The sequence below is a fragment of the Acidiphilium sp. PA genome, from assembly GCF_026191915.1.
Classification (GTDB): domain Bacteria; phylum Pseudomonadota; class Alphaproteobacteria; order Acetobacterales; family Acetobacteraceae; genus Acidiphilium.
Window position 1 is genome coordinate 64177 of record NZ_JAIMBY010000015.1, and the last position, 18879, is coordinate 83055.

Sequence of the window (18879 nt, forward strand, 5' to 3'; positions counted from 1 at the left end):
AGATTAGAACCCGCGCGATGTTCGGAAGGTTCTCATGATTACGGTTCTGCTCGTGCTGCAAGCGTTCGTCACTCTCGCGTTGATCGGCGTCGTGCTGATCCAGCGCAGCGAGGGAGGCGGGTTGGGTCTCGGCTCCAGCCAGGGCATGGGGAGTTTCATGACTGGCCGCGGCACCGCCAATCTGCTCACCCGCACCACCGCCATTCTGGCCACCGCATTCATGGCGCTCAGCCTGATCCTGGCGTTGCTGTACAAGAACGGCGGCACCAGCAGCGGCGAGTCGATCCTGAACGGCCCGGTGCCCGCGACCAGCGCCCCGGCCAGCAGCAAGGCACCCAGCGCACCCCTGGCACCTCTGCCGCCGGTGCCGGGTGAATCCACCGCGACACCATCACCTGCCCCGGCACCCACGCCGACACCCGCGCCCGCCAAAAACTGATGGCTGATCCGCGATGCCAACGGCGCGGGGTTTTACGCCGCGCCGCCCTCTGTTATGGGGACCGTCCATGACCCGGTATGTATTCATCACCGGCGGCGTGGTCTCCTCGCTCGGCAAGGGTATCGCTTCCGCTTCGCTCGGCGCGCTGTTGCAGGCACGCGGCTACAAGGTTCGGTTGCGCAAGCTCGACCCGTATCTCAACGTCGATCCCGGCACGATGAGCCCGTATCAGCACGGCGAAGTCTTCGTCACCGACGATGGCGCCGAAACCGATCTCGACCTCGGCCATTACGAGCGCTTCACCGGCGTCCACGCCACCAAATCCGACAACGCCACCACCGGGCGGATCTATTCTGAGGTCATCGCCCGCGAACGGCGGGGCGATTACCTCGGCGCCACCGTGCAGGTGATTCCCCACATCACCGATGCGATCAAACAGGTGGTGGTGAACGACACCGATGGGCTCGATTTCGTGCTGGTCGAAATCGGCGGTACGGTGGGCGATATCGAGTCGCTGCCCTTCCTCGAAGCGATCCGCCAGCTCGGCAACGAGCTTGGCCCGGATGGCGCGATGTTCGTCCACCTTACGCTGGTCCCCTACATTCCCAGCGCCGGCGAGTTGAAAACCAAACCAACGCAGCATTCGGTCAAGGAGTTGCTCAACGTCGGTATTCAGCCGCAAATGCTGATCTGCCGCTGCGACCGGCCGATCCCCGATGGCGAACGCCGCAAGATCGCCCTGTTCTGCAACGTCCGCCCCGAGGCGGTGGTCCCCGCCCTCGATGTCTCGACCATCTACGAAGTGCCGATCTCCTACCACCAGGCCGGCATGGACCGCGAAGTGCTGCGCCATTTCAACCTGCCGCACGACGTGCCGCCCGATCTCTCGCGCTGGCGCCGCATAGTCGAAACCGTCAACGCGCCGGAAGGCGAAGTGAAGATCGCGGTGGTGGGCAAATACACCAATCTGCTGGATTCCTATAAATCCCTGGCGGAAGCGCTGGCGCACGGCGGCATCGCCAACCGGATCAAGGTCAAGCTCGAATGGGTCGATTCCGAGGTGTTCGAGCAACCCGGCGCCGTCGCCCGGCTTGACGGCGTGCACGGCATTCTGGTGCCTGGCGGCTTTGGCGAACGCGGCACCGAAGGCAAGATCGAGGCGGTCCGTTTCGCCCGGGAACGCAAGGTCCCCTTCCTCGGCATCTGCTTTGGCATGCAGATGGCGGTGATCGAGGCGGCCCGCAACCTCGCCAACCTGCCGCTCGCTTCCTCCACCGAATTCGGCCCCTGCGAAACGCCGGTGGTCGGGCTGCTGACGGAATGGGCGCGCGGCAATGAAATCGAACGCCGCGCGGCCGAAGGCGACCTTGGCGGCACTATGCGGCTCGGCGCCTTCCCCGCCAGCCTCGCACCGCACAGCCTGGCGCGCGCGGTGTACGACGACGCCGCCACGATCGAGGAACGCCACCGGCACCGCTTCGAGGTCAACATCCACTACCGCGAAGCCCTGGAAGCCGCCGGCCTGCATTTCTCGGGCCTCTCCCCCGACGGCATCCTCCCCGAAATCGTCGAATACCCCGACCACCCCTGGTTCATCGGTGTGCAATACCACCCGGAACTGAAATCCAAACCGTTTGATCCGCACCCGTTATTCGCCGGGTTCATCGGGGCGGCGGTGCGGCAGGCTCGGTTGGTTTAGAAAGGCGCAGGAAAGCGGTTCTTTTTTGTAAAAAAGAACCAAAAAACTTTTATTTGCTGGGTCGTGGCCGTGGGCTGCGTCAAAGTCCCAGGCCTAGCTCAAGAAAATTTTTTGCTTCTTTTTTATAAAAAAGAAGGCCTACCCTGCCCTTCTTTTCTCAAGGCACCTCATGCGCGTCACCATCGGCGACCTGACCATCGGCAACGACCTGCCCTTCACCCTGATCTCCGGCCCCTGCCAGATCGAAAGTGCTGAGCATGCCATGGGGGTGGCTGCCGAACTGGTTGCGATGACGCGCACACTCGGCATCGGGCTGATTTTCAAATCGAGCTACGACAAGGCAAACCGCACCGCGCTCGGCAAGGGGCGCGGCGTCGGCATGGATCTCGGCTTGAGGATCCTTGCGGATATCCGCGCCAAATTCGGCATTTCCGTGCTGACCGACGTGCATGATGCGCATCAATGCGCGCCGGTCGCCGAAGTGGTCGACGTATTGCAAATCCCGGCGTTCCTTTGCCGCCAGACCGATCTGCTCCTTGCGGCCGGCCACACCGGCCGCGCCATCAACATCAAAAAGGGGCAGTTCCTGGCGCCCTGGGATATGACCAACGTTGCCGCCAAAATCGCCAGCACCGGCAATGAACGCATCCTGCTGACTGAACGCGGCGCGAGCTTCGGCTATAATACCCTGGTCAGCGACCTGCGCGCTTTGCCGATCATGGCGCGCACCGGTTATCCGGTGGTGTTCGATGCCACACATTCCGTCCAGCAACCCGGCGGCCAGGGCACATCATCCGGCGGCCAGCGCGAATTCGCTCCCATCCTGGCCCGCGCCGCAGTCGCCGTCGGCTGTGCTGGGCTTTTCATCGAATGCCACCCCGACCCCGACCACGCCCCGAGCGACGGGCCGAATATGATCCCGCTCGATCAGATGCCCGCCCTGCTGGCACGGCTGCAGCAGTTCGATCGGGTGGCAAAGCAATGAGACCACACGCGAAATCGGGCAGCGGGTGGTCCTGACGCCCTCAATAAAAGCGGCTTGTCGCGAAAGCTGAGACCGGGCAGAAACGATGCCATACCGGGAATGAACCCGCGGGAGATCTTCATGCGCCGTTCGATCGCTTTGTCCGCCCTGCCGCTGCTGGCTCTGGCCGGTTGCGCCAATCTGCCGTTCATGCATCCAGACCGCAATTACGTGATCTTCTTTCAGCCGAACTCCGCCACGCTCCGCAGCCCCGGACTCAGCGTGATTGCGAAAGCCGCGAAAGTCGCCGCCGACTACCCGCTCAGCCCCGTTACGGTCTCCGGCGCCGCCGACACCGTTGGCAGCACGCCGGATAATATCAAACTGTCCAACGCCCGCGCCTCCGCCGTTGCCGCACAACTCATCACCGATGGCGTTCCCGCCACCCGGGTTTCTGCCGAAGGCCTCGGTGCCGTCGGCAGCCCGCCCGCCAGCCAGCAGGCCAGCCGCACTGCCACCATCACGATCGGCCATTGATGGCTTCGGGGTGGGGGCCTGGACTGGGAAAACAGGGCCAGAGGCAACGCGGCCCGGCGTTGCTCCCTATGTCCACCCCAAAGCCATTACGGCGATGCCGTGGTGAGGTGTTCCTGCAGGCGGGGCATGAGTTCGACGAGGTTGCAGGGGCGGTGGCGGGAGTCGAGTTGGAACAGCAGGATGTCATCCCAGCCGTCTCTGACGGCACCGGTTGAGCCGGGCAGGGCGAACAGATAGGTGCCACCGGCGACGCCGCCGATGGCGCGTGACTGGATCGTGGACGTACCGATTTTCCGGTAGCTGAGCATACGGAAGAGTTCGCCGAAGCCTTCGATGTGTTTGTCGAGCACGCGGTCGAATGCTTCGGGGGTGACGTCGCGGCCGGTGACACCGGTGCCGCCGGTGGTGATGACGACGTCGATGGCGGGATTGGCGATCCAGCTGCGGAGTTGGGTTTCGATCAGGTCCGCGTCGTCACGCAGGATCGTGCGATCGGCGAGGTGGTGGCCGGCGGTGCTGATGCGGGTGGCGAGCGTATCGCCGGAGGTATCGTTCGCCGCGGTCCGGGTATCGGACACGGTCATGATTGCGATGGAGACAGGGATGAAGGGGCGGGTTTCGTCGATCCGGGACATGACTTGGCTCCTGGTTGGGCTGGTGGCGTTTATAGGCCATTCTGCCGCGGCGCCGAAGCTGCCCTCTTGACGGGGTGCCGGGGCGATGAATTTAAGGCAGATGGGTTATATCAGTCTCGCGATCGTACTGCTGGTGTTTCTGGCTCTGGTGATGGCCGGCGCCTGGGCGGCGCAGAAGCGTACGCGCAATTCCGGCTGGGTCGATGCGTTCTGGACATTCGGCACCGGCGTTGCCGGGGCGATTGGCGCGCTGGTGCCGATTGGTCCGGCGCCGCTGGCGCGCCGATTGCTGGTGGCAGCACTGGTGTTGCTGTGGGCGGCGCGGTTGGGCGGCTACATCGTGCAGCGCACGCGCGCGATCACGCATGAGGATGCGCGTTATGCGCGGTTTCGCGCGGAGTGGGGCGCTGCGTTTGAATCGCGGATGTTCGGCCTGTTGATGATCCAGGCGGTGGTGGCCTGGCTGTTGGCGTTGTGTGTGATGATCGCGGGCAATAGCCCGCATGCCCTGTCGTCTGGCTGGACGGTGGCGGGGCTTGCGGTGTTTGCGATCTCGATCGGCGGTGAGGCGCTGGCCGACCGGCAGATGCATGCGTTTCGCGCCGACAGATCGAACAAGGGCAAGGTCTGCGAGGCCGGGTTGTGGGGGTGGTCGCGCCATCCGAACTATTTTTTCGAGTTCCTGATCTGGCTGAGCTACCCGCTGATCGCGCTGTCCGGGTGGTGGTGGCCGGGGTTCCTCGCCTTGATCGGGCCGGTGTTCATGTATGTGCTGCTCGATAAAATCTCGGGCGTGCCGCCGCTGGAGCGGGAAATGGTGGAGTCGCGCGGGGCCGCCTATCGCGATTATCAGGCGCGTGTGAGCCCGATGATTCCGTTGCCGCCCAAGCGCCGGTGATCACCGGGGATCAGGCGCGTTTCAATAGGGCGTCATCCAATGGTCGTGTTGCGGCGTATTCCGGGATAGACCCCAACCAGCGGAGAGATTGATGAATTTCGCAGCCACCATGGCCGATGTCGCCGAACGGCTCCCGCTTCCTGACAGCCTGACCCGCAAGGGCATCGCCGGGCTGGTCGGGCGGACCGACCGGAAGCTGGCCGATGCGTCGGACACGACGGAGCGGGCATTTGCACTGGAGATGGCGCGCCTGCCGATCGCGCTGCATGCCGATGCGGCGAACGCGCAACATTACGAGGTGCCGGCCGCGTTTTTCAGCCTGGTGCTAGGGCCGCGGCGGAAATATTCCGCCTGTTTTTATGACAGCGCCCAGAGCACCCTGGCGGAGGCCGAGATTGCCGCGCTGGAGCGCACCTGCGCCAACGCGGGGCTGGCGGATGGCCAGCGGATTCTTGAACTCGGCTGCGGCTGGGGTTCGCTGAGCCTGTGGATGGCCGAGCATTACCCTGAAGCCCGCATTACCGCGGTTTCGAATTCGACCTCCCAGCGCGCCCATATCGAGGCGCAGGCGGCGGCGCGCGGCTTTGACAACCTCACGATCATCACCGCCGACATGAATGATTTCGAGACCGATGCGCGGTTCGACCGGGTGGTTTCGGTGGAGATGTTCGAGCATATGTCGAACTGGCGCGAATTGCTCGGCCGCATCCGCCACTGGCTGGTGCCCGAGGGCAAATTGTTCCTGCACGTGTTTTCGCACCGGCGCGGCACCTACCGGTTCGATCATCACGATCGTGCGGACTGGATCGCCCAGCATTTTTTCACCGGCGGCATCATGCCGAGCCACGGGCTGATCACCCAGTTTCCCGACCTGTTCACGCTGGAGGCGGACTGGCGCTGGAGCGGCACGCATTATGCGCGCACCGCCCGCGACTGGCTCGACAATTATGACCGGAATGAAGGCGCGATCGATGAGATCCTGCAATCGGTCTACCGGGCCGATGCCGGTTTGTGGAAGCGCCGCTGGCGGTTGTTCTTTCTCGCGACCGAAGGGTTGTTCGGCTATCGCGGCGGCGATGCCTGGGGGGTGAGCCATTACCGGTTGCACCCGGCCGGATGACGTCGCTGTTTGCTGCACTCGGCCGTTACATCGCGCATGACGACCCGCTGACCCTCGCATTGAACAAGGTGGCGATGGTGCTGGCTGGCAACACACCGTTCTATCCGCTCTATCTTTGGGCGGTACTCGGGCGTGATGCCGCACCGTCCATCCTGCTGACGCTGTGTTCCTTTCCGTTCTGGGCCGTGGTGCCCGCCATCGCACGGCGCAACGGGCTGGCGGGCCGGCTGGTGCTGACTGTGGTGGGCGTGCTGAACACGGTGTGGTGCAGCGCGGTGCTGGGCTTCGCGTCGGGCACCGCGCTGTTCCTGATCCCCTGCGTCCTGCTCGGCACGTTGGGGTTTCACCAACGCGAACGTATCGTCTCGCTCGCGATCGCAGCTTTGCCGTTTATTGCGTATGGCGTGCTGCGGTTCAGCAGCTGGGCGCCGCTGAAGCGCTATAGCGGGGCCGAGTATTCGAGCCTGATCACGTTGAACGGCTTCAGCGTGGCATGCCTGGTGGGCTTCCTCGGTATCGCTTTCGCCAGCGCCCGCCCGACGAAGGCCACGTGACTGCGTGGCACCCTCTTGCGTCTATCTTTGGGTAAAGCTAGATCATCGCTTGGATCGGGCGCGTAGCTCAGCGGTAGAGCATCGCCTTCACACGGCGGGGGTCACAGGTTCAATCCCTGTCGCGCCCACCAGATTTTCCGAAGTGACTACGGTCGCTTATCAGGAAATCTGGCCCCGCCCCAGTTTAGTTCACTGAAAGTCAATCCTGCATTGGACCTTTGAATTCTATGGGCCGCATTTTCATAGATCGGGCCCCAAGGTCACGAGGATCACGTCTGTCAACGTGGTGAAAACTACGGAGTGGGCGAGGACGTCGATCGCGCTGTCATTGATGTGTACGGCGCGCTTGGACCCTTTGGCGCGATGCTGGTCGGCGGTGTGGCGCAAAGTCTGGCTGGCGCCACCCCGGTCAGGCTGAATGAAGGCCCCGCGGAGCGCGCCCGAGACCATGCTCTGCTGGCCGTTGTCGACATAGGCCAGGGCGTTGCGAATGCAGTGAACGCGGAATGATTGCCAGGACGTGCCCATGACCCGGCGGGCGGTGGCCTTGAGACCCTTGTGCGAGTCGGAGATGACCAGCTTCATCGGGCTCAGGCCGCGCGCACCAGGCTCTTGATGAAGGCGTCCACCCGCTCGTCAATATCCTTGCACAGTTTGCTCACCGTGCGCTTGCCGATGCCGCTCAGCCCCATGGCCTGTACCAGGTCGTCGACGCGTCGGGTGGAAACGCCACCAACCCGTCGATCCGGTTCACGGTTCAACCCCGGATCACCGTGCCAGGGCATGCTCGGACGTCTTCCTGGGCTCGAAGAAGGGCGGAACGCAAGCGCTCTGCCGCGGCTTGGGGATGTGCAGCTGCAGATTGCCAAGCTGGGTGTCAAGGGAGCAGTCGCGGTAGCCGTTGCGGTAGGTTGTGCGCCCGTCAGCCCGCTCATGGCGCCCGGCGCCGATCAGACCTTCCAAGTCGGCGTCCATAAGCAGTCACACTACAGCTTGCGCCCCGCGGCGCAGGCAATCTGCATCGCCGGTTTTCGCCAGCAACTCAGCCAAAGGCGGTCTGTTGTCGGTCCTCGGGGCCTCTCGGGTTCGAGTGAGCTTCGCAACTCCACCGCGCAGCAGTCAGATAATCTCCATCACCAGCGCGTGCACCAGCATCACACGGGTTCTCAAACAGCTCTTTAATGCAGTTTCGTTAACGAGGTTCAAGATCTTGGTAAGTGTGTGACGGACCGCCAGGGAATCCGTCCACCCGATGGCAGTATGGCCACACCGCGCTATAGGAGGCCCGTCAGTTTGCCAAAATCGCACGTAAAAACGGCTTTGGCCCAACACAGCATTTGGTTTAGGCATACACGGCACGGCTTGCCGCTCTTACGCCAACCGTGATGTTCTTTCGCGGATGCTTCGTCGCTACCGCGACCTGCCATCATCAATTAGATCAAAAATTGTTCTAATAGCCCAAGATATGGACGGATGAAAGCTAAAGCCAGGTTCAATGTGTGGCGCGAGCCGCGTCTTGCTCAACTCCAGACTGTGAATGCAGCGATCAAGAGCAGAATCACAACTAAACTTATGACAGTCACGACCAAAAAGCGGGTGAAACCGTTCCAGCCCGCCTGGCTGCCTCGTTCGAGCTGCTCCAGACCGATGGGGAGGTTGTTCGGTGTATCAGTATCAGCCATCATTACCGCCTTGACCCTTTCGAATCCCATCCACTTACTGTCGCGTCACACGCTTTCGTGACACTCTGAATGGTTATTGCGTCTTGGCGTCAAGCGCAAGGGCTGAGCAGAGCAGCGACCGATTCAGGGTGGGTGGGCTTGCTGTCGATGTAGTGAAGCAGCGCCATTGGGTAGATGATATGTTCCTGCGTGAGCACGCGGTCACCCAGTACCGTTTCTGTATCATCCGGCAGGACGGGAACAGCGGCCTGCGCTAATATCGGCCCCTCATCCATTGCAGCCGTTACAAGATGCACGGTGCAGCCGTGGATTTTTACGCCGGCCGCCAAAGCGCGCGCGTGGGTATCGAGACCGGGAAACGCAGGCAGTAGTGAGGGATGGATATTCAACATGCGTCCTGCCCACAGCGTCACGAACTCGGGCGTCAACAGCCGCATGTATCCTGCAAGGCAAACGATGGTGCACCCGGCGCCTATAAGAGCCTCGTGGATTTGGACTTCGTGCCCAGCCCGATCAGTACGGAAATTGCGGCTTGGAATTGCCCTGGCGGCGATCCCGTGCTGGCGCGCAATGTCGAGGCCGACGGCATCCGCGCGGTTTGAGATGACGAGCGCGACCTCGGCCGGGTAATCGGCATTGGCCGCAGCACGGATCAATGCCTGCATATTCGACCCACGCCCCGAGATCAGAACGCCGACGCGTGGCTTCATGCAAACAAAGCGTCGGGATCGGTGATATGGACTGCGGCGGGACCGTCAGTGGGAATAACGCGCCCGAGATGGCACGGTGCCACGCCTTGGCCCAACAGCAGCTTGATCGCGTGATCGCAATCGGTCTCGCGGACTACAAGCACCATCCCGATCCCGCAATTGAAAACCCGCAGCATCTCGGTGGATGATACGCCGCCGGCACCGGCCAACCAGCCAAACACCGGCGGAATCGCCCAGGGCTGGTCGATCAGGGCCGCACAGCCTTCAGGCAACACGCGCGGTAAGTTGCCGGGCAGCCCCCCGCCGGTGATATGGGCAGCGGCCCGGAGGACACCGGCCCGCGCCAGGGCAAGCACAGGATGAACGTATAGAGCCGTCGGCACCATGAGCGCGGCACCCAGGGTTTGCCCCCGTGAAAACGGCGCCGCATCGTCTAATTTGATCCCGACACTGTCTATAATACGCCGCACCAGCGAAAAGCCATTGGAATGCACGCCGGAACTCGGCAATCCGAGGAGTATGTCGCCAGGGGCAACTCGGTCAGGGAGCAAAGTGCCGCGCTCGGCGGCACCGACGGCGAAACCGGCCAGATCGTAATCGCCGCTGCCGTACATACCCGGCATCTCGGCGGTTTCACCGCCGGTGAGAGCGCAGCCGACTTGATGACAGCCCTCGGCGATCCCGGCGATGACGCGGGCTGCTATCGCCGGATCAAGCTTGCCGGTCGCGAAATAATCCAAAAAAAACAGCGGCTCCGCGCCCTGCACCACCAGATCGTTGACGCACATGGCGACCAGATCTATCCCGACCGTGTCATGAATGCCGGTGTCGATGGCGAGACGGAGCTTGGTGCCGACCCCATCTGTGGTTGCGACTAATACGGGGTCGACGAAGCCAGCCGCCTTGGGGTCGAACAGCGCGCCGAACCCGCCGATACCGCCGATGACACCTGCCCTGGCTGTTGCCTTCGCCAGTGGCTTTATCCGATCGACCAATTCGTCGCCGGCCTCAATGTCGACGCCAGAATCGCGATAGGTGACGCCGTTCCTGCCGTCGCTTCTGGTCATCCACGTCTCCGATGCGCTAATCGTCATTTATGAACAACCGGCGCGCAACCGTCACCTACGATACGTCGTTCGACAGCGGACGGCAGCGCACGCTGCATTCGGCGTGGTTATCACCACAACGCCGGAACCAGCGCAACCACGAAGATCAATCATGCCAGACGGCATAAATCGCCATGGTAGCGCATTCGGCGCTTCAACCGAAGTTGTGACACTTCCGAACGTGCTGACGTTCGGCCGGATCTGTGCAGTTCCGATCGCAATCTGGTTGGTTCTGCGCGGTGAGTGCGCCATCGCGGCGATACTTTTCGTGCTTGCGGGCCTGACCGACGCGCTGGATGGGTGGCTCGCGCGGCGCCAGGGACCGTCCATCCTGGGCACATTGCTCGATCCGTTGGCCGACAAACTGCTGCTGACATCAATGTTTATTACGCTGGCTGCCATCGGTTTGCTGCCGTTATGGCTCACGATCCTGGTGGTATTTCGTGATGCCGTGATTATCGGCGGTATCGGCTTGCTCCGTTTGCTCGGGCGCACCGTTACCATCCGGCCGCTGATCATCTCCAAGCTGAACAGCGTCGCTCAAATCATGCTCGTAGGCGTTTCTCTTGCCGATGCTGGCTTCGCCGTGCATCCACCGTATATACGGTTAACGCTGATTGGTCTCGTCGCGCTGACCACGTTGATTTCAGGGGGGGCTTACGTCATGCGGGGCAGCAGATTGGTATGAGCGGACGGATCGAGACGGGACCTCGCTGGCAACGTTTCATAGCGATCGGCGCGGCGGTAGTTTTGGCTATTATTTTCTTACGGCTGTTTTCCTCAATCTTGCTGCCGTTCGTTGCCGCCGCCGGCATCGCCTATTTCCTTGACCCGGCCGTTTCAGCATTGTCACGCCTGCGCATTCCGCGCTCGCTCGGCACTGCGATCATGCTGCTGGCGTTGATCGCCGGGGCGGCGCTCTGCATTCTGCTGCTCTACCCTCTCATTTCTGCGCAGATCGGGCTGCTATCCCAGCAATTGCCTGGCATGGTGGAAAATTTGCAGAAATTCGCGACTCATGAAATCAACAATATTCAACAGAAATTCGGTCAGGGCTTCGTTTCAAGCAAACTTAAGTCGCTGGTCAGCAACGAAGCCGGAACGCTCATGGGTTTCGTCGGCACGGCAGCGCGGCGCGTGGTGGGCACTGGCTTTGTGTTGATCAATATTCTGACGCTGCTGATCATCACACCAATCGTCGCGTTCTATTTCCTGCGTGATTGGCCGTTCGTGGTCGCGCGGATCGACTCATGGCTACCGCGCTCTCAAGAGAGTGTCATTCGAAATCTCTGCCAGGAAATAAGCCGAATTCTGAATGCCTGGTTACGTGGCCAAGCCATATGCTGCCTGTTTCTGGCAGTCTTCTACGCCGCCGCGCTTAGTATCGCGGGCTTGAATCTCGGTCTGGTCGTGGGACTCACGGCCGGGCTGCTGTCGTTTATTCCTTACGTCGGCACGATCGTTGGGGCCGTCTCTTCAATTGTTCTGGCTCTGGGCCAGTTCAGCGGGCTCGACCACGTCCTCGTCATTGCCCTCATTTTCGTGGTGGGTCAGCTACTGAACGATTACGTTGTAGCGCCAAGGTTCCTTGGCGATCGCCTTGGGCTCTCTGCCGTATGGGTGATCTTTGCCCTGTTTGCCGGCGCCGAGACCTTCGGTTTTCTCGGCGTCATGCTTGCGGTGCCGGTTACCGCAACACTCGGTGTGCTGGCGCGCTTCTGGTTGCATCATTATTTACAGAGCTCCCTCTATCTGGAACCGCCGAAACCCAGTGCCTGACAACACAACCGCCACACGCCAACTGGCGTTGCCGTTTGATGAACCCGATCAATTCGCCGCAGCAGATTTTATCGAGGCTCGATCAAACCAGGCAGCAAGAGTGGCTCTCGCTACCCCATCCAGCTGGGTCAACAACCGCTTGGTGTTGTGGGGGGACGCAGGCTGTGGCAAGAGCCACCTCTCCCATCTTTGGCGTGCGACGCATGCAGCAGAACTCGTTGAGGCATCGCAACTGCGCCAAACCTTATCGTCATCGCGTGCGGCGATCGTGATCGAGGATATCGACGCGATGGCCGCCCCAGTCGCCTTGTTCGCGACATTGGAACAAGCGGCGGCAGGCCGGCAACCTGTTCTGATGACAAGCCGGACGCCACCCGCGCGACTTGCCATCGAGCTCGGCGATCTTGCGAGCCGCTTGCGCGCCAGTCTGACCATCCAGATCGAACCCGCCGAACCTGCATTGCTCGATGCCATGCTCGTCCGCCTCGCCGCCGCTCGGCAAATGACCATTTCTTCATCGGTCCAGCAATTTCTGCTGGGCCGCCTGCCCCGCCGCCCCGCCGTGTTGCGCGAGGCAATCGCCCGGCTCGATCGTTATGCGCTCGCGCTCGGCACAGCGCCGTCCCGCCGCATCGCCGAACGACTCCTCGGTGAACTCGCCGATCCGCCGGAAGAGGACCAATTGGGTCCGCAGCCGGGCCGCCCCCGTGAATTTCATGGACTGGAAACGCCATCGCTGCTTTAGCGCTGCGGCAATTCGTGCCAACATGATGTAATGGATCAGAATACGCACATCTGTGCAAGCGACGCACCGATCACGATCGAAGACCCGGGTCGGTTCATCAACCGGGAGCTCTCTTGGCTTGACTTTAATTTGCGCGTGGTCGGCGCGGCTGAAAACAGCCGCTATCCATTACTGGAACGTCTTCGCTTCGTGTCGATTAGTGCATCAAATCTCGACGAATTTTATTCGGTCCGCGTGGCAGGTCTGATCGGTCAAGCCCGCGCCGGGCTTGCCCTGCATTCATCCGACGGGCAGACACCGACCCAGCAACTCGCCGAGGTGAATCGCTGTGCCCGCGGTCTGCGGGAAGCCCAGCAACAGGTTCTGGCTAAATTGCGCGCCGAACTCGCTGCCGTCGGGCTCACTATTATTGGCACCACCGATCTGAGTGGTGAAGATCGCAAATTCCTCGACAGTTATTTTATGGAACGAGTCTTTCCCGTTCTCACGCCGCTCGCGATCGACCCAGCACATCCATTTCCTTTTGTTCCAAATATGGGTCTGGTGCTCGCCCTCAAACTGGTCCGCGAAGACGATGCCGGGGTGATGCGTGCGCTGATCCCACTCCCTGCCCAGATCCGTCGCTTCATCCGCCTACCGGATGCATCATCCGCCATAATCCGGTTCGTTGTGCTGGAAGATCTGGTCTCTCTATTTCTTGACCGGCTGTTTCATGGGTTTCGCCACGCTGGCTCTGGGCTGTTCCGCGTTTCGCGCGATACCGATGTCGAGTTCGAGGAGGAGGCCGAAGATCTTGTGCAATCCTATGAAACAGCCCTGAAACGACGGCGCCGTGGTGCCGCGATCCAACTGACCCTTGCGGCGAACATGCCGGAAGATCTGCAGAGCTTCGTGATCGACGAAGTTGAGGCTCCCGACGATGAATTGTTCATCGAAGCCGGAATGCTCGGATTGGTCGATCTGAAGGAAATGATCGTCGATGATCGCCCCGAACTGTTGTTTCCCGCCTACACGCCCCGCTTTCCCGAACGCATTCGCGATTTCGGCGGCGACTGCTTCGCTGCCATTCGCAACAAGGACATCATCGTCCATCATCCGTTCGAAAGCTTCGACGTGGTCGTGCAATTCCTTCGCCAGGCAGCGGGCGACCCCAATGTGGTCGCAATCAAACAGACCCTGTACCGCACCAGCCGCGACTCCCCGATTGTGGGCGCACTGATCGAAGCCGCGGAATCTGGCAAAAGCGTCACCGCGATGGTCGAGCTACGCGCCCGCTTCGATGAAGAAGCGAACATCCGTCTGGCCCGCACGCTGGAAGCTGCGGGCGTGCAGGTCGTGTACGGCTTTCTTGGGCTGAAAACCCACGCCAAACTTTCTCTGGTCGTTCGTCGCGAAGGCAGTGCCATGCGAGCCTACGCCCATTTCGGTACCGGTAATTACCACCCGATCACGGCGCGCATCTACACCGATCTATCGTTCTTCACCTGCGATCCTGAACTCACCCGCGATTCCGCTCGATTGTTCAATTATATGACCGGCTACGCGCGCCCCGAGCACATGGACCAATTGGCTTTCAGCCCGATCAGCACACGCCGAACGATCGAGGCTTTAATTGATTCCGAAATTGCGGCCGCGAAAGTCGGCCGGCCATCGGGCATCTGGTTGAAACTGAATTCGCTCGTCGACGAGCGACTGATCGACCACCTTTACCGGGCGTCGACCGCAGGTGTGCGGATCATCTGCGTCATACGCGGCATCTGCTGCCTCCGACCTGGTGTGCCAGGACTATCCGAGACCATACAGGTCAAATCGATCATCGGCAGGTTCCTGGAGCACGCACGTATTGCAGTATTCGCCAACGGTGCTGACATGCCGTGCCGGGAAAACAAGGTTTTTATATCGAGCGCCGATTGGATGGCTCGGAACATGGATTGGCGGGTCGAAACCTTTGTCCCGATCCATAATGCTACTGTGCACGCACAAGTGCTTGACCAAATCATGGCGGTCAACCTGCGTGACGATGTCGATTCCTGGACCCTCAGCGCAGACGGTAACTGGTCAAAAATACCACAGGGATCGCACCCGGTATCCGCCCACGAGTATTTCATGACCAATCCTTCACTGTCAGGCCGGGGCTCCGCCTTGCGTAGCCCGATTAACCATCAGCAGCGCGAACGCAATCGATATCGCAAAACATTTCTGATCAATGAGTAGCGAACGGTACCTGCAAGGTCTGTCTCACCGCGGCCAGATGATCGAAACAAATCGCATGCGCCCGCCACAACGCGGCAATATATTCAGCGACCTGCGACTGCCGCGTTGCCACAGGTACAACCGGGCTTCCAGGGCAAGTCAATAACGCTGTTGGAATTACCGGCTGCACCAACTTGATTTTGGTGATGGTGACAGGCTTGCCCACAGTACACCCTGTTATGAGGCAGCACATCAGTATCAATCTGATCATCGAGGCACTCCTTGTGTTTGGGCGATAGATGCGAGAGTGTCTGCCAAAACTGGCGCCACCGCGGCATCATTTTTCGCTGGCGCTGTCGCAATTGTTTGAAGCAAGCCATCGGTGAAGCGCGTGATCTGGCTGTCGCTTGCCAAGGTCGTCGCAAGTGTTGCCTGCCAGGCCGCATCCTCCGCGCGCAGGACTTTCAAGGCAACCAGATTCTGTTGGTTAATTGCACTAAGCTGGACGATCGTCGATTGCGCTGAGGCGATGTCCCCCTGCGCGGTCCTGAGCTGATCGCGAAGATACCAGACATAAATCAAACAACCGATCACGCACAAACCGCCAATCAACCAGGGCAGAAATCGCGTTAGGTATGATGCAAGCAATGCCGGCATTTTAGCCTCCAAACCGTGAACTCAATCCCATGCCGATTGCCCCAGCGGCAATCGCCGAACCTAGCCCCATGCCGAACCGCTCAGGCTCAAACGCCTGGTGCCGCACCAGAACAGCGAATAACTCGAGCCCAATAAAGCTGAGCACCCCGACGATCGACAACACAGCCAATTCGTCGGCGCGACCATTCGAATCAGAGATGAGTTCCGCTAATATACGTCTCATATTGAATGCATGCCGATCATGACACCGAGTGCATAAGGTGCGTCGCAATACTACCGATCACCGCTGAAAGCAGTCCCACAACAATCATTGTGACCCGATGACCACCCGACTGTTCACCCCGGAACTGGGCAAGGTCGGCATGAAATCGTGATAACTCCTTGACCAGTTCATCGCTTTTGCCGACGAACCGGTCCTGTGCGGTCGCAACCTGCATTTCGAACCGGCTACGCCAAGTCTCCAGTGCCATATGACGTGCCTCGACGGCTGCAATATCCCTGCGCGCCGAGGCCACTTCCGTCTGCAACAGCCCGACCTCGGATCGCAGGTCCGCCATAGCATCGCGCAGAAGCGCGATCGCATCATCCGCCATATCTTTAGTTTGGAACTATCGTCAACGGCACGCCGTACGCTGTTGCTTGAAGTGGCATATTGATGGAGAATGATGCACCAAGATCATCCGCGATCGACCAGCCAATCGGCGGTGTAACTTGCGATAAATTGTCGGTCACTGCATCACCTCTGCCAATTTGAGTACTGCCGTATGGATAATAGAATAGGCATTCGCTGGCCGGACTGGCCGGTGGTCGCGCCAATGTAACTGAAACATGCGTCGCATCGATCCGTGTTGCCGCAATGGCATTTATAATCGGGCCCGGATTGGCCACGGTGCCGCCGTCCATCACGGCAAATCCCGCACCATTAAGGGCTTGGAGCGGCACAATCAAATCAGTTCCCGCATCATGCTTGATCGTCAGAACAACCTCTGTCGGCATTGACTGATATGCATGAACAATACTCGGTCCACCCGCGACTGGCAGTCCACTTGCCGGCAACGCAGCTGGTGCAATCGTGTCCGATAGTCCCAGCGCAATCATTGCTCGCGCCGCCACATGTGCACCGATCTGACCATAGCGCAACAAATCGGGTTGATCACGATGCTGCGGGTCGCCGCCGGCAAATGTTCCAGTCAAGGGATTCCATGTTGCATTGAGCGGATTGGAATCGGCCGTCTGGGAGACAAACGTCTGAATACCCTGTGTTGGGTCCTGCGCAAGATCGAATACACTTTCGCGCACCATCTGGACGCCAGCATCGGTTTCGTATGGAATAGCGCTCCACATCAAAAGCGGCATCTGCGCGGCAGACCGTCCGAACAAACCGCGCGTCGCATTCGCAAGCTGAACGACACTACCTTTATAAAGGGCCTTGTTTGAGTAGGGCATTGTGCTGTCTTGCTCAGACCAAGGCCAGAGCAAAAAGGCGATATCGCTTAAATCTGCGCCTGAAACCAGGGCCTGGGCGCCCGTTAGATAAGCGGTCAGTGCCTGACCATCCGGTCCGAGGCTCCAGGTGGATGGCGCCGACCCATCCCCCGGATTGGTTAAGAATGTTCCACTGCCAACGCCCGGAGGAAACAGCGGCGGCGACGAGTTCGAGATCGGGTGGCCCGAGACCATTGAGTAGCGCGCCGGGCTGATAAAACTCCCAGACTGCAAAGATGTCGCGGCCCACGCAGCCGCCCCAAGATACCAAGCCACACCGCGCGCAAGCGCGAGCGGGGCGCCCGACTGGACAAACCACTCCGCGTTAGACTGACCCATCACCAAAAGATTGACGCCACGTCGACTTCCGAGCACCCATCGCCCCTGACATGCGATCAGCGTCGCGATGTCAACAGCATCCAATGCCCGTGCCCAGTGAGCCGCTTCATGGAACCAGCATTGTGCCGAACCCTGCGCCGTACCATCATGGAACAGCAAAACCTGGCCACCGCTGGACGCAGGCAACGGATTTGTCGCCGCTTTCACTACCAGCACACCATCGAGCCACACATCCAGGCCCAAACCAGGTGTGTTACGCAAGATCAGCGCGTGGCTATGACGGCGTGCCAATATCGGTGCGACCGTCACGCTATGGGGTGTATTAGCAAACAGGACCAGTCCAACACCTGTTGGGCCAGCTGCCTGCATCACCGTGGTCCCGGTTGCCATATCGTGGATCAGCGGTGCCGGATCGTTATTGACCTGGTAAGTACCCTGCCGCCAATTCGGCCGGGTCCATACTAGGTATACTGTCCACTCTGTAGCATTGCTCAAATTGAGTGATGCCAGCGACAGCCCCCAATCGGGGTCGAGGCTAGGTCCGTACTGCGCAATGCTAGCATTGGGACTTCCAATGGCGCCAAGAAAACCGTTGACACGCGGTACGACAAGCGTAGGATTAGGCGCTGCATTGATAAAATAGTGAAATGGCACCAGTGCGGTGCCTTGACCCGATTTATCTGCGAGAGAACCGACGGTGGCATTGAACGAACCCACGGCATTGCCGTTCAGATCTAGGACGCCATTCAGCGCGCCGGCGTCCCACCACCCCGCGAGCCCCGTTATTGCTGATGGATCAGGCCCTGAAAACACAGTTGGCCCCGGTACACCGGACCCAGTCGCCCCTAAAGCAGTTGTCAAAATCCGTCCGGTCGACGAAACGAGGGGACTACCACTCGCAACCACCATTAATGCCATCGTCAAGTTACCTGAATCGAGAACGATGAAACGACGGCATTCGTTCCGCTCGTCGTCTCGACCCAGATGTAATAGGTTCCGGCTGACGCTGGCACTGTCGCGTAGATCGCCCAAACGGTGTTGTTATCGATAATTGCCGCTGTTTGCCAGCCCGTCGTCGGGCTTACCGTATTACTGATCGAGAATGCGACCTGTGTCGCTGTCGCCTGCGGTGGACTGACGCCGCCATTCAACGCCAGCGTGCCAGACCCTGCGCTAATGCTCACGCTTGTTGGTTGATTGCGTGCCTATCCGGTTGACTCAGACACCCACTAGGGCTAGTGGCCCCCGCCATGGCGGCCATTGACATTCACCAGCGTGACGAACTGGCTTTTCCCCAATCGCTCCCCGAATTTCAGAAGCTATTTCCTGACGACGCC

20 protein-coding genes, 1 tRNA gene and 1 pseudogene are annotated in these 18879 nt (G+C 60.3%); 12 read left to right on the forward strand and 10 right to left on the reverse strand.

What is annotated here, in order from left to right:
* The first annotated feature begins 34 nt into the window (after window positions 1-34).
* From secG to AruPA_RS15850, 4 genes are all read left to right on the forward strand, one after another.
* Window positions 35-439 carry a preprotein translocase subunit SecG gene (secG, locus tag AruPA_RS15835; RefSeq protein ID WP_265637734.1) on the forward strand — a complete coding sequence of 135 codons (405 nt, stop codon included), beginning with the start codon at window positions 35-37 and terminating at the stop codon, window positions 437-439.
* A gap of 67 nt (window positions 440-506) precedes the next feature.
* Entirely contained in the window at window positions 507-2138 is a 1632-nt protein-coding gene (locus AruPA_RS15840) for a CTP synthase (protein WP_265637735.1), read from the forward strand.
* Between the two features lie 169 nt (window positions 2139-2307).
* Entirely contained in the window at window positions 2308-3123 is an 816-nt protein-coding gene (kdsA, locus tag AruPA_RS15845) for a 3-deoxy-8-phosphooctulonate synthase (RefSeq protein WP_265637736.1), read from the forward strand.
* A gap of 120 nt (window positions 3124-3243) precedes the next feature.
* The gene (locus tag AruPA_RS15850; protein WP_265637737.1) at window positions 3244-3639 is read left to right on the forward strand and encodes an OmpA family protein; all 396 of its coding nucleotides are present in this window, start codon (window positions 3244-3246) and stop codon (window positions 3637-3639) included.
* 86 nt (window positions 3640-3725) lie between these two features.
* Here AruPA_RS15850 and moaB read toward each other — a convergent pair whose 3' ends face one another.
* Window positions 3726-4274 (reverse strand): molybdenum cofactor biosynthesis protein B, encoded by a 549-nt coding sequence (gene moaB, locus AruPA_RS15855; RefSeq protein WP_265637738.1) that lies wholly within the window; start codon window positions 4272-4274, stop codon window positions 3726-3728.
* Window positions 4275-4374: 100 nt separating this feature from the next.
* Here moaB and AruPA_RS15860 point away from each other — a divergent pair, with 100 nt between their 5' ends.
* The 4 genes from AruPA_RS15860 (at window position 4375) to AruPA_RS15875 (ending at window position 6977) form a co-directional block, all read left to right on the forward strand.
* On the forward strand, window positions 4375-5172 hold the full coding sequence (locus AruPA_RS15860; RefSeq protein WP_265637739.1) for a DUF1295 domain-containing protein: 798 nt from the start codon (window positions 4375-4377) through the stop codon (window positions 5170-5172).
* 91 nt (window positions 5173-5263) lie between these two features.
* The gene (locus tag AruPA_RS15865; protein WP_265637740.1) at window positions 5264-6292 is read left to right on the forward strand and encodes a cyclopropane-fatty-acyl-phospholipid synthase family protein; all 1029 of its coding nucleotides are present in this window, start codon (window positions 5264-5266) and stop codon (window positions 6290-6292) included.
* Entirely contained in the window at window positions 6289-6846 is a 558-nt protein-coding gene (locus tag AruPA_RS15870) for a hypothetical protein (RefSeq protein WP_265637741.1), read from the forward strand. The genes AruPA_RS15865 and AruPA_RS15870 overlap by 4 nt, the downstream gene beginning before the upstream one ends.
* Window positions 6847-6902: 56 nt before the next feature.
* Window positions 6903-6977: transfer RNA gene (locus AruPA_RS15875), tRNA-Val, on the forward strand.
* A gap of 169 nt (window positions 6978-7146) precedes the next feature.
* Here AruPA_RS15875 and AruPA_RS21825 read toward each other — a convergent pair.
* From AruPA_RS21825 to purM, 4 genes and pseudogenes are all read right to left on the reverse strand, one after another.
* Window positions 7147-7962 (reverse strand): annotated as a pseudogene (locus AruPA_RS21825) (transposase); the annotation flags it as partial.
* A 404-nt stretch (window positions 7963-8366) separates the two neighbouring features.
* Complete coding sequence (locus tag AruPA_RS15895; RefSeq protein WP_265637745.1) at window positions 8367-8528, reverse strand: hypothetical protein; 162 nt, start codon at window positions 8526-8528, stop codon at window positions 8367-8369.
* Between the two features lie 89 nt (window positions 8529-8617).
* Window positions 8618-9238, reverse strand: coding sequence for a phosphoribosylglycinamide formyltransferase (purN, locus tag AruPA_RS15900; RefSeq protein WP_265637746.1), 621 nt, complete (start codon window positions 9236-9238; stop codon window positions 8618-8620).
* Entirely contained in the window at window positions 9235-10305 is a 1071-nt protein-coding gene (purM, locus tag AruPA_RS15905; protein WP_265637747.1) for a phosphoribosylformylglycinamidine cyclo-ligase, read from the reverse strand. Before purM ends, purN begins: the two co-directional genes overlap by 4 nt.
* On the opposite strand from purM, the gene AruPA_RS15910 reads away from it, so the two are divergent.
* Genes AruPA_RS15910 through AruPA_RS15925 form a run of 4 tightly spaced genes read left to right on the forward strand, consistent with a single transcriptional unit; the run spans window position 10274 to window position 15082 of the window.
* The gene (locus AruPA_RS15910) at window positions 10274-11032 is read left to right on the forward strand and encodes a CDP-alcohol phosphatidyltransferase family protein (protein WP_265637748.1); all 759 of its coding nucleotides are present in this window, start codon (window positions 10274-10276) and stop codon (window positions 11030-11032) included. The two genes, purM and AruPA_RS15910, sit on opposite strands and share 32 nt — an antisense overlap.
* Window positions 11029-12123 carry an AI-2E family transporter gene (locus tag AruPA_RS15915; RefSeq protein WP_265637749.1) on the forward strand — a complete coding sequence of 365 codons (1095 nt, stop codon included), beginning with the start codon at window positions 11029-11031 and terminating at the stop codon, window positions 12121-12123. Before AruPA_RS15910 ends, AruPA_RS15915 begins: the two co-directional genes overlap by 4 nt.
* Window positions 12116-12868, forward strand: a complete 753-nt coding sequence (locus AruPA_RS15920) for a DnaA ATPase domain-containing protein (RefSeq protein ID WP_265637750.1) — start codon at window positions 12116-12118, stop codon at window positions 12866-12868. Before AruPA_RS15915 ends, AruPA_RS15920 begins: the two co-directional genes overlap by 8 nt.
* 30 nt (window positions 12869-12898) lie before the next feature.
* A complete protein-coding gene (locus AruPA_RS15925; protein WP_265637751.1) occupies window positions 12899-15082 on the forward strand; it encodes an RNA degradosome polyphosphate kinase in 2184 nt (727 codons plus the stop codon).
* Here AruPA_RS15925 and AruPA_RS15930 read toward each other — a convergent pair.
* From AruPA_RS15930 to AruPA_RS15950, 5 genes are read right to left on the reverse strand one after another with little or no spacing between them, the layout of a single operon-like run.
* Window positions 15072-15332, reverse strand: coding sequence for a hypothetical protein (locus AruPA_RS15930; protein WP_265637752.1), 261 nt, complete (start codon window positions 15330-15332; stop codon window positions 15072-15074). The two genes, AruPA_RS15925 and AruPA_RS15930, sit on opposite strands and share 11 nt — an antisense overlap.
* A complete protein-coding gene (locus AruPA_RS15935; RefSeq protein WP_265637753.1) occupies window positions 15329-15718 on the reverse strand; it encodes a hypothetical protein in 390 nt (129 codons plus the stop codon). Before AruPA_RS15935 ends, AruPA_RS15930 begins: the two co-directional genes overlap by 4 nt.
* A gap of 1 nt (window position 15719) precedes the next feature.
* Window positions 15720-15941, reverse strand: a complete 222-nt coding sequence (locus tag AruPA_RS15940) for a hypothetical protein (RefSeq protein WP_265637754.1) — start codon at window positions 15939-15941, stop codon at window positions 15720-15722.
* Window positions 15942-15957: 16 nt separating this feature from the next.
* Window positions 15958-16311: a hypothetical protein gene (locus AruPA_RS15945; protein ID WP_265637755.1), complete on the reverse strand. Its 354-nt coding sequence runs from the start codon at window positions 16309-16311 to the stop codon at window positions 15958-15960.
* 4 nt (window positions 16312-16315) lie between these two features.
* Entirely contained in the window at window positions 16316-18574 is a 2259-nt protein-coding gene (locus tag AruPA_RS15950; RefSeq protein ID WP_265637756.1) for a hypothetical protein, read from the reverse strand.
* Window positions 18575-18879 lie beyond the last annotated feature (305 nt).

Excerpts from the sequence above, each read along its gene's own strand:
- AruPA_RS15840 (WP_265637735.1), top strand. The coding sequence starts at position 507 with ATGACCCGGTATGTATTCATCACCGGCGGCGTGGTCTCCTCGCTCGGC.
- AruPA_RS15865 (WP_265637740.1), top strand. The coding sequence starts at position 5,264 with ATGAATTTCGCAGCCACCATGGCCGATGTCGCCGAACGGCTCCCGCTT.
- AruPA_RS15895 (WP_265637745.1), bottom strand. The coding sequence starts at position 8,528 with ATGGCTGATACTGATACACCGAACAACCTCCCCATCGGTCTGGAGCAG.
- kdsA (WP_265637736.1), top strand. The coding sequence starts at position 2,308 with ATGCGCGTCACCATCGGCGACCTGACCATCGGCAACGACCTGCCCTTC.
- AruPA_RS15945 (WP_265637755.1), bottom strand. The coding sequence starts at position 16,311 with ATGGCGGATGATGCGATCGCGCTTCTGCGCGATGCTATGGCGGACCTG.
- AruPA_RS15850 (WP_265637737.1), top strand. The coding sequence starts at position 3,244 with ATGCGCCGTTCGATCGCTTTGTCCGCCCTGCCGCTGCTGGCTCTGGCC.
- moaB (WP_265637738.1), bottom strand. The coding sequence starts at position 4,274 with ATGTCCCGGATCGACGAAACCCGCCCCTTCATCCCTGTCTCCATCGCA.
- purM (WP_265637747.1), bottom strand. The coding sequence starts at position 10,305 with ATGACCAGAAGCGACGGCAGGAACGGCGTCACCTATCGCGATTCTGGC.
- AruPA_RS15935 (WP_265637753.1), bottom strand. The coding sequence starts at position 15,718 with ATGCCGGCATTGCTTGCATCATACCTAACGCGATTTCTGCCCTGGTTG.
- secG (WP_265637734.1), top strand. The coding sequence starts at position 35 with ATGATTACGGTTCTGCTCGTGCTGCAAGCGTTCGTCACTCTCGCGTTG.
- AruPA_RS15915 (WP_265637749.1), top strand. The coding sequence starts at position 11,029 with ATGAGCGGACGGATCGAGACGGGACCTCGCTGGCAACGTTTCATAGCG.
- AruPA_RS15930 (WP_265637752.1), bottom strand. The coding sequence starts at position 15,332 with ATGATCAGATTGATACTGATGTGCTGCCTCATAACAGGGTGTACTGTG.
- AruPA_RS15925 (WP_265637751.1), top strand. The coding sequence starts at position 12,899 with ATGGATCAGAATACGCACATCTGTGCAAGCGACGCACCGATCACGATC.
- purN (WP_265637746.1), bottom strand. The coding sequence starts at position 9,238 with ATGAAGCCACGCGTCGGCGTTCTGATCTCGGGGCGTGGGTCGAATATG.
- AruPA_RS15940 (WP_265637754.1), bottom strand. The coding sequence starts at position 15,941 with ATGAGACGTATATTAGCGGAACTCATCTCTGATTCGAATGGTCGCGCC.
- AruPA_RS15870 (WP_265637741.1), top strand. The coding sequence starts at position 6,289 with ATGACGTCGCTGTTTGCTGCACTCGGCCGTTACATCGCGCATGACGAC.
- AruPA_RS15860 (WP_265637739.1), top strand. The coding sequence starts at position 4,375 with ATGGGTTATATCAGTCTCGCGATCGTACTGCTGGTGTTTCTGGCTCTG.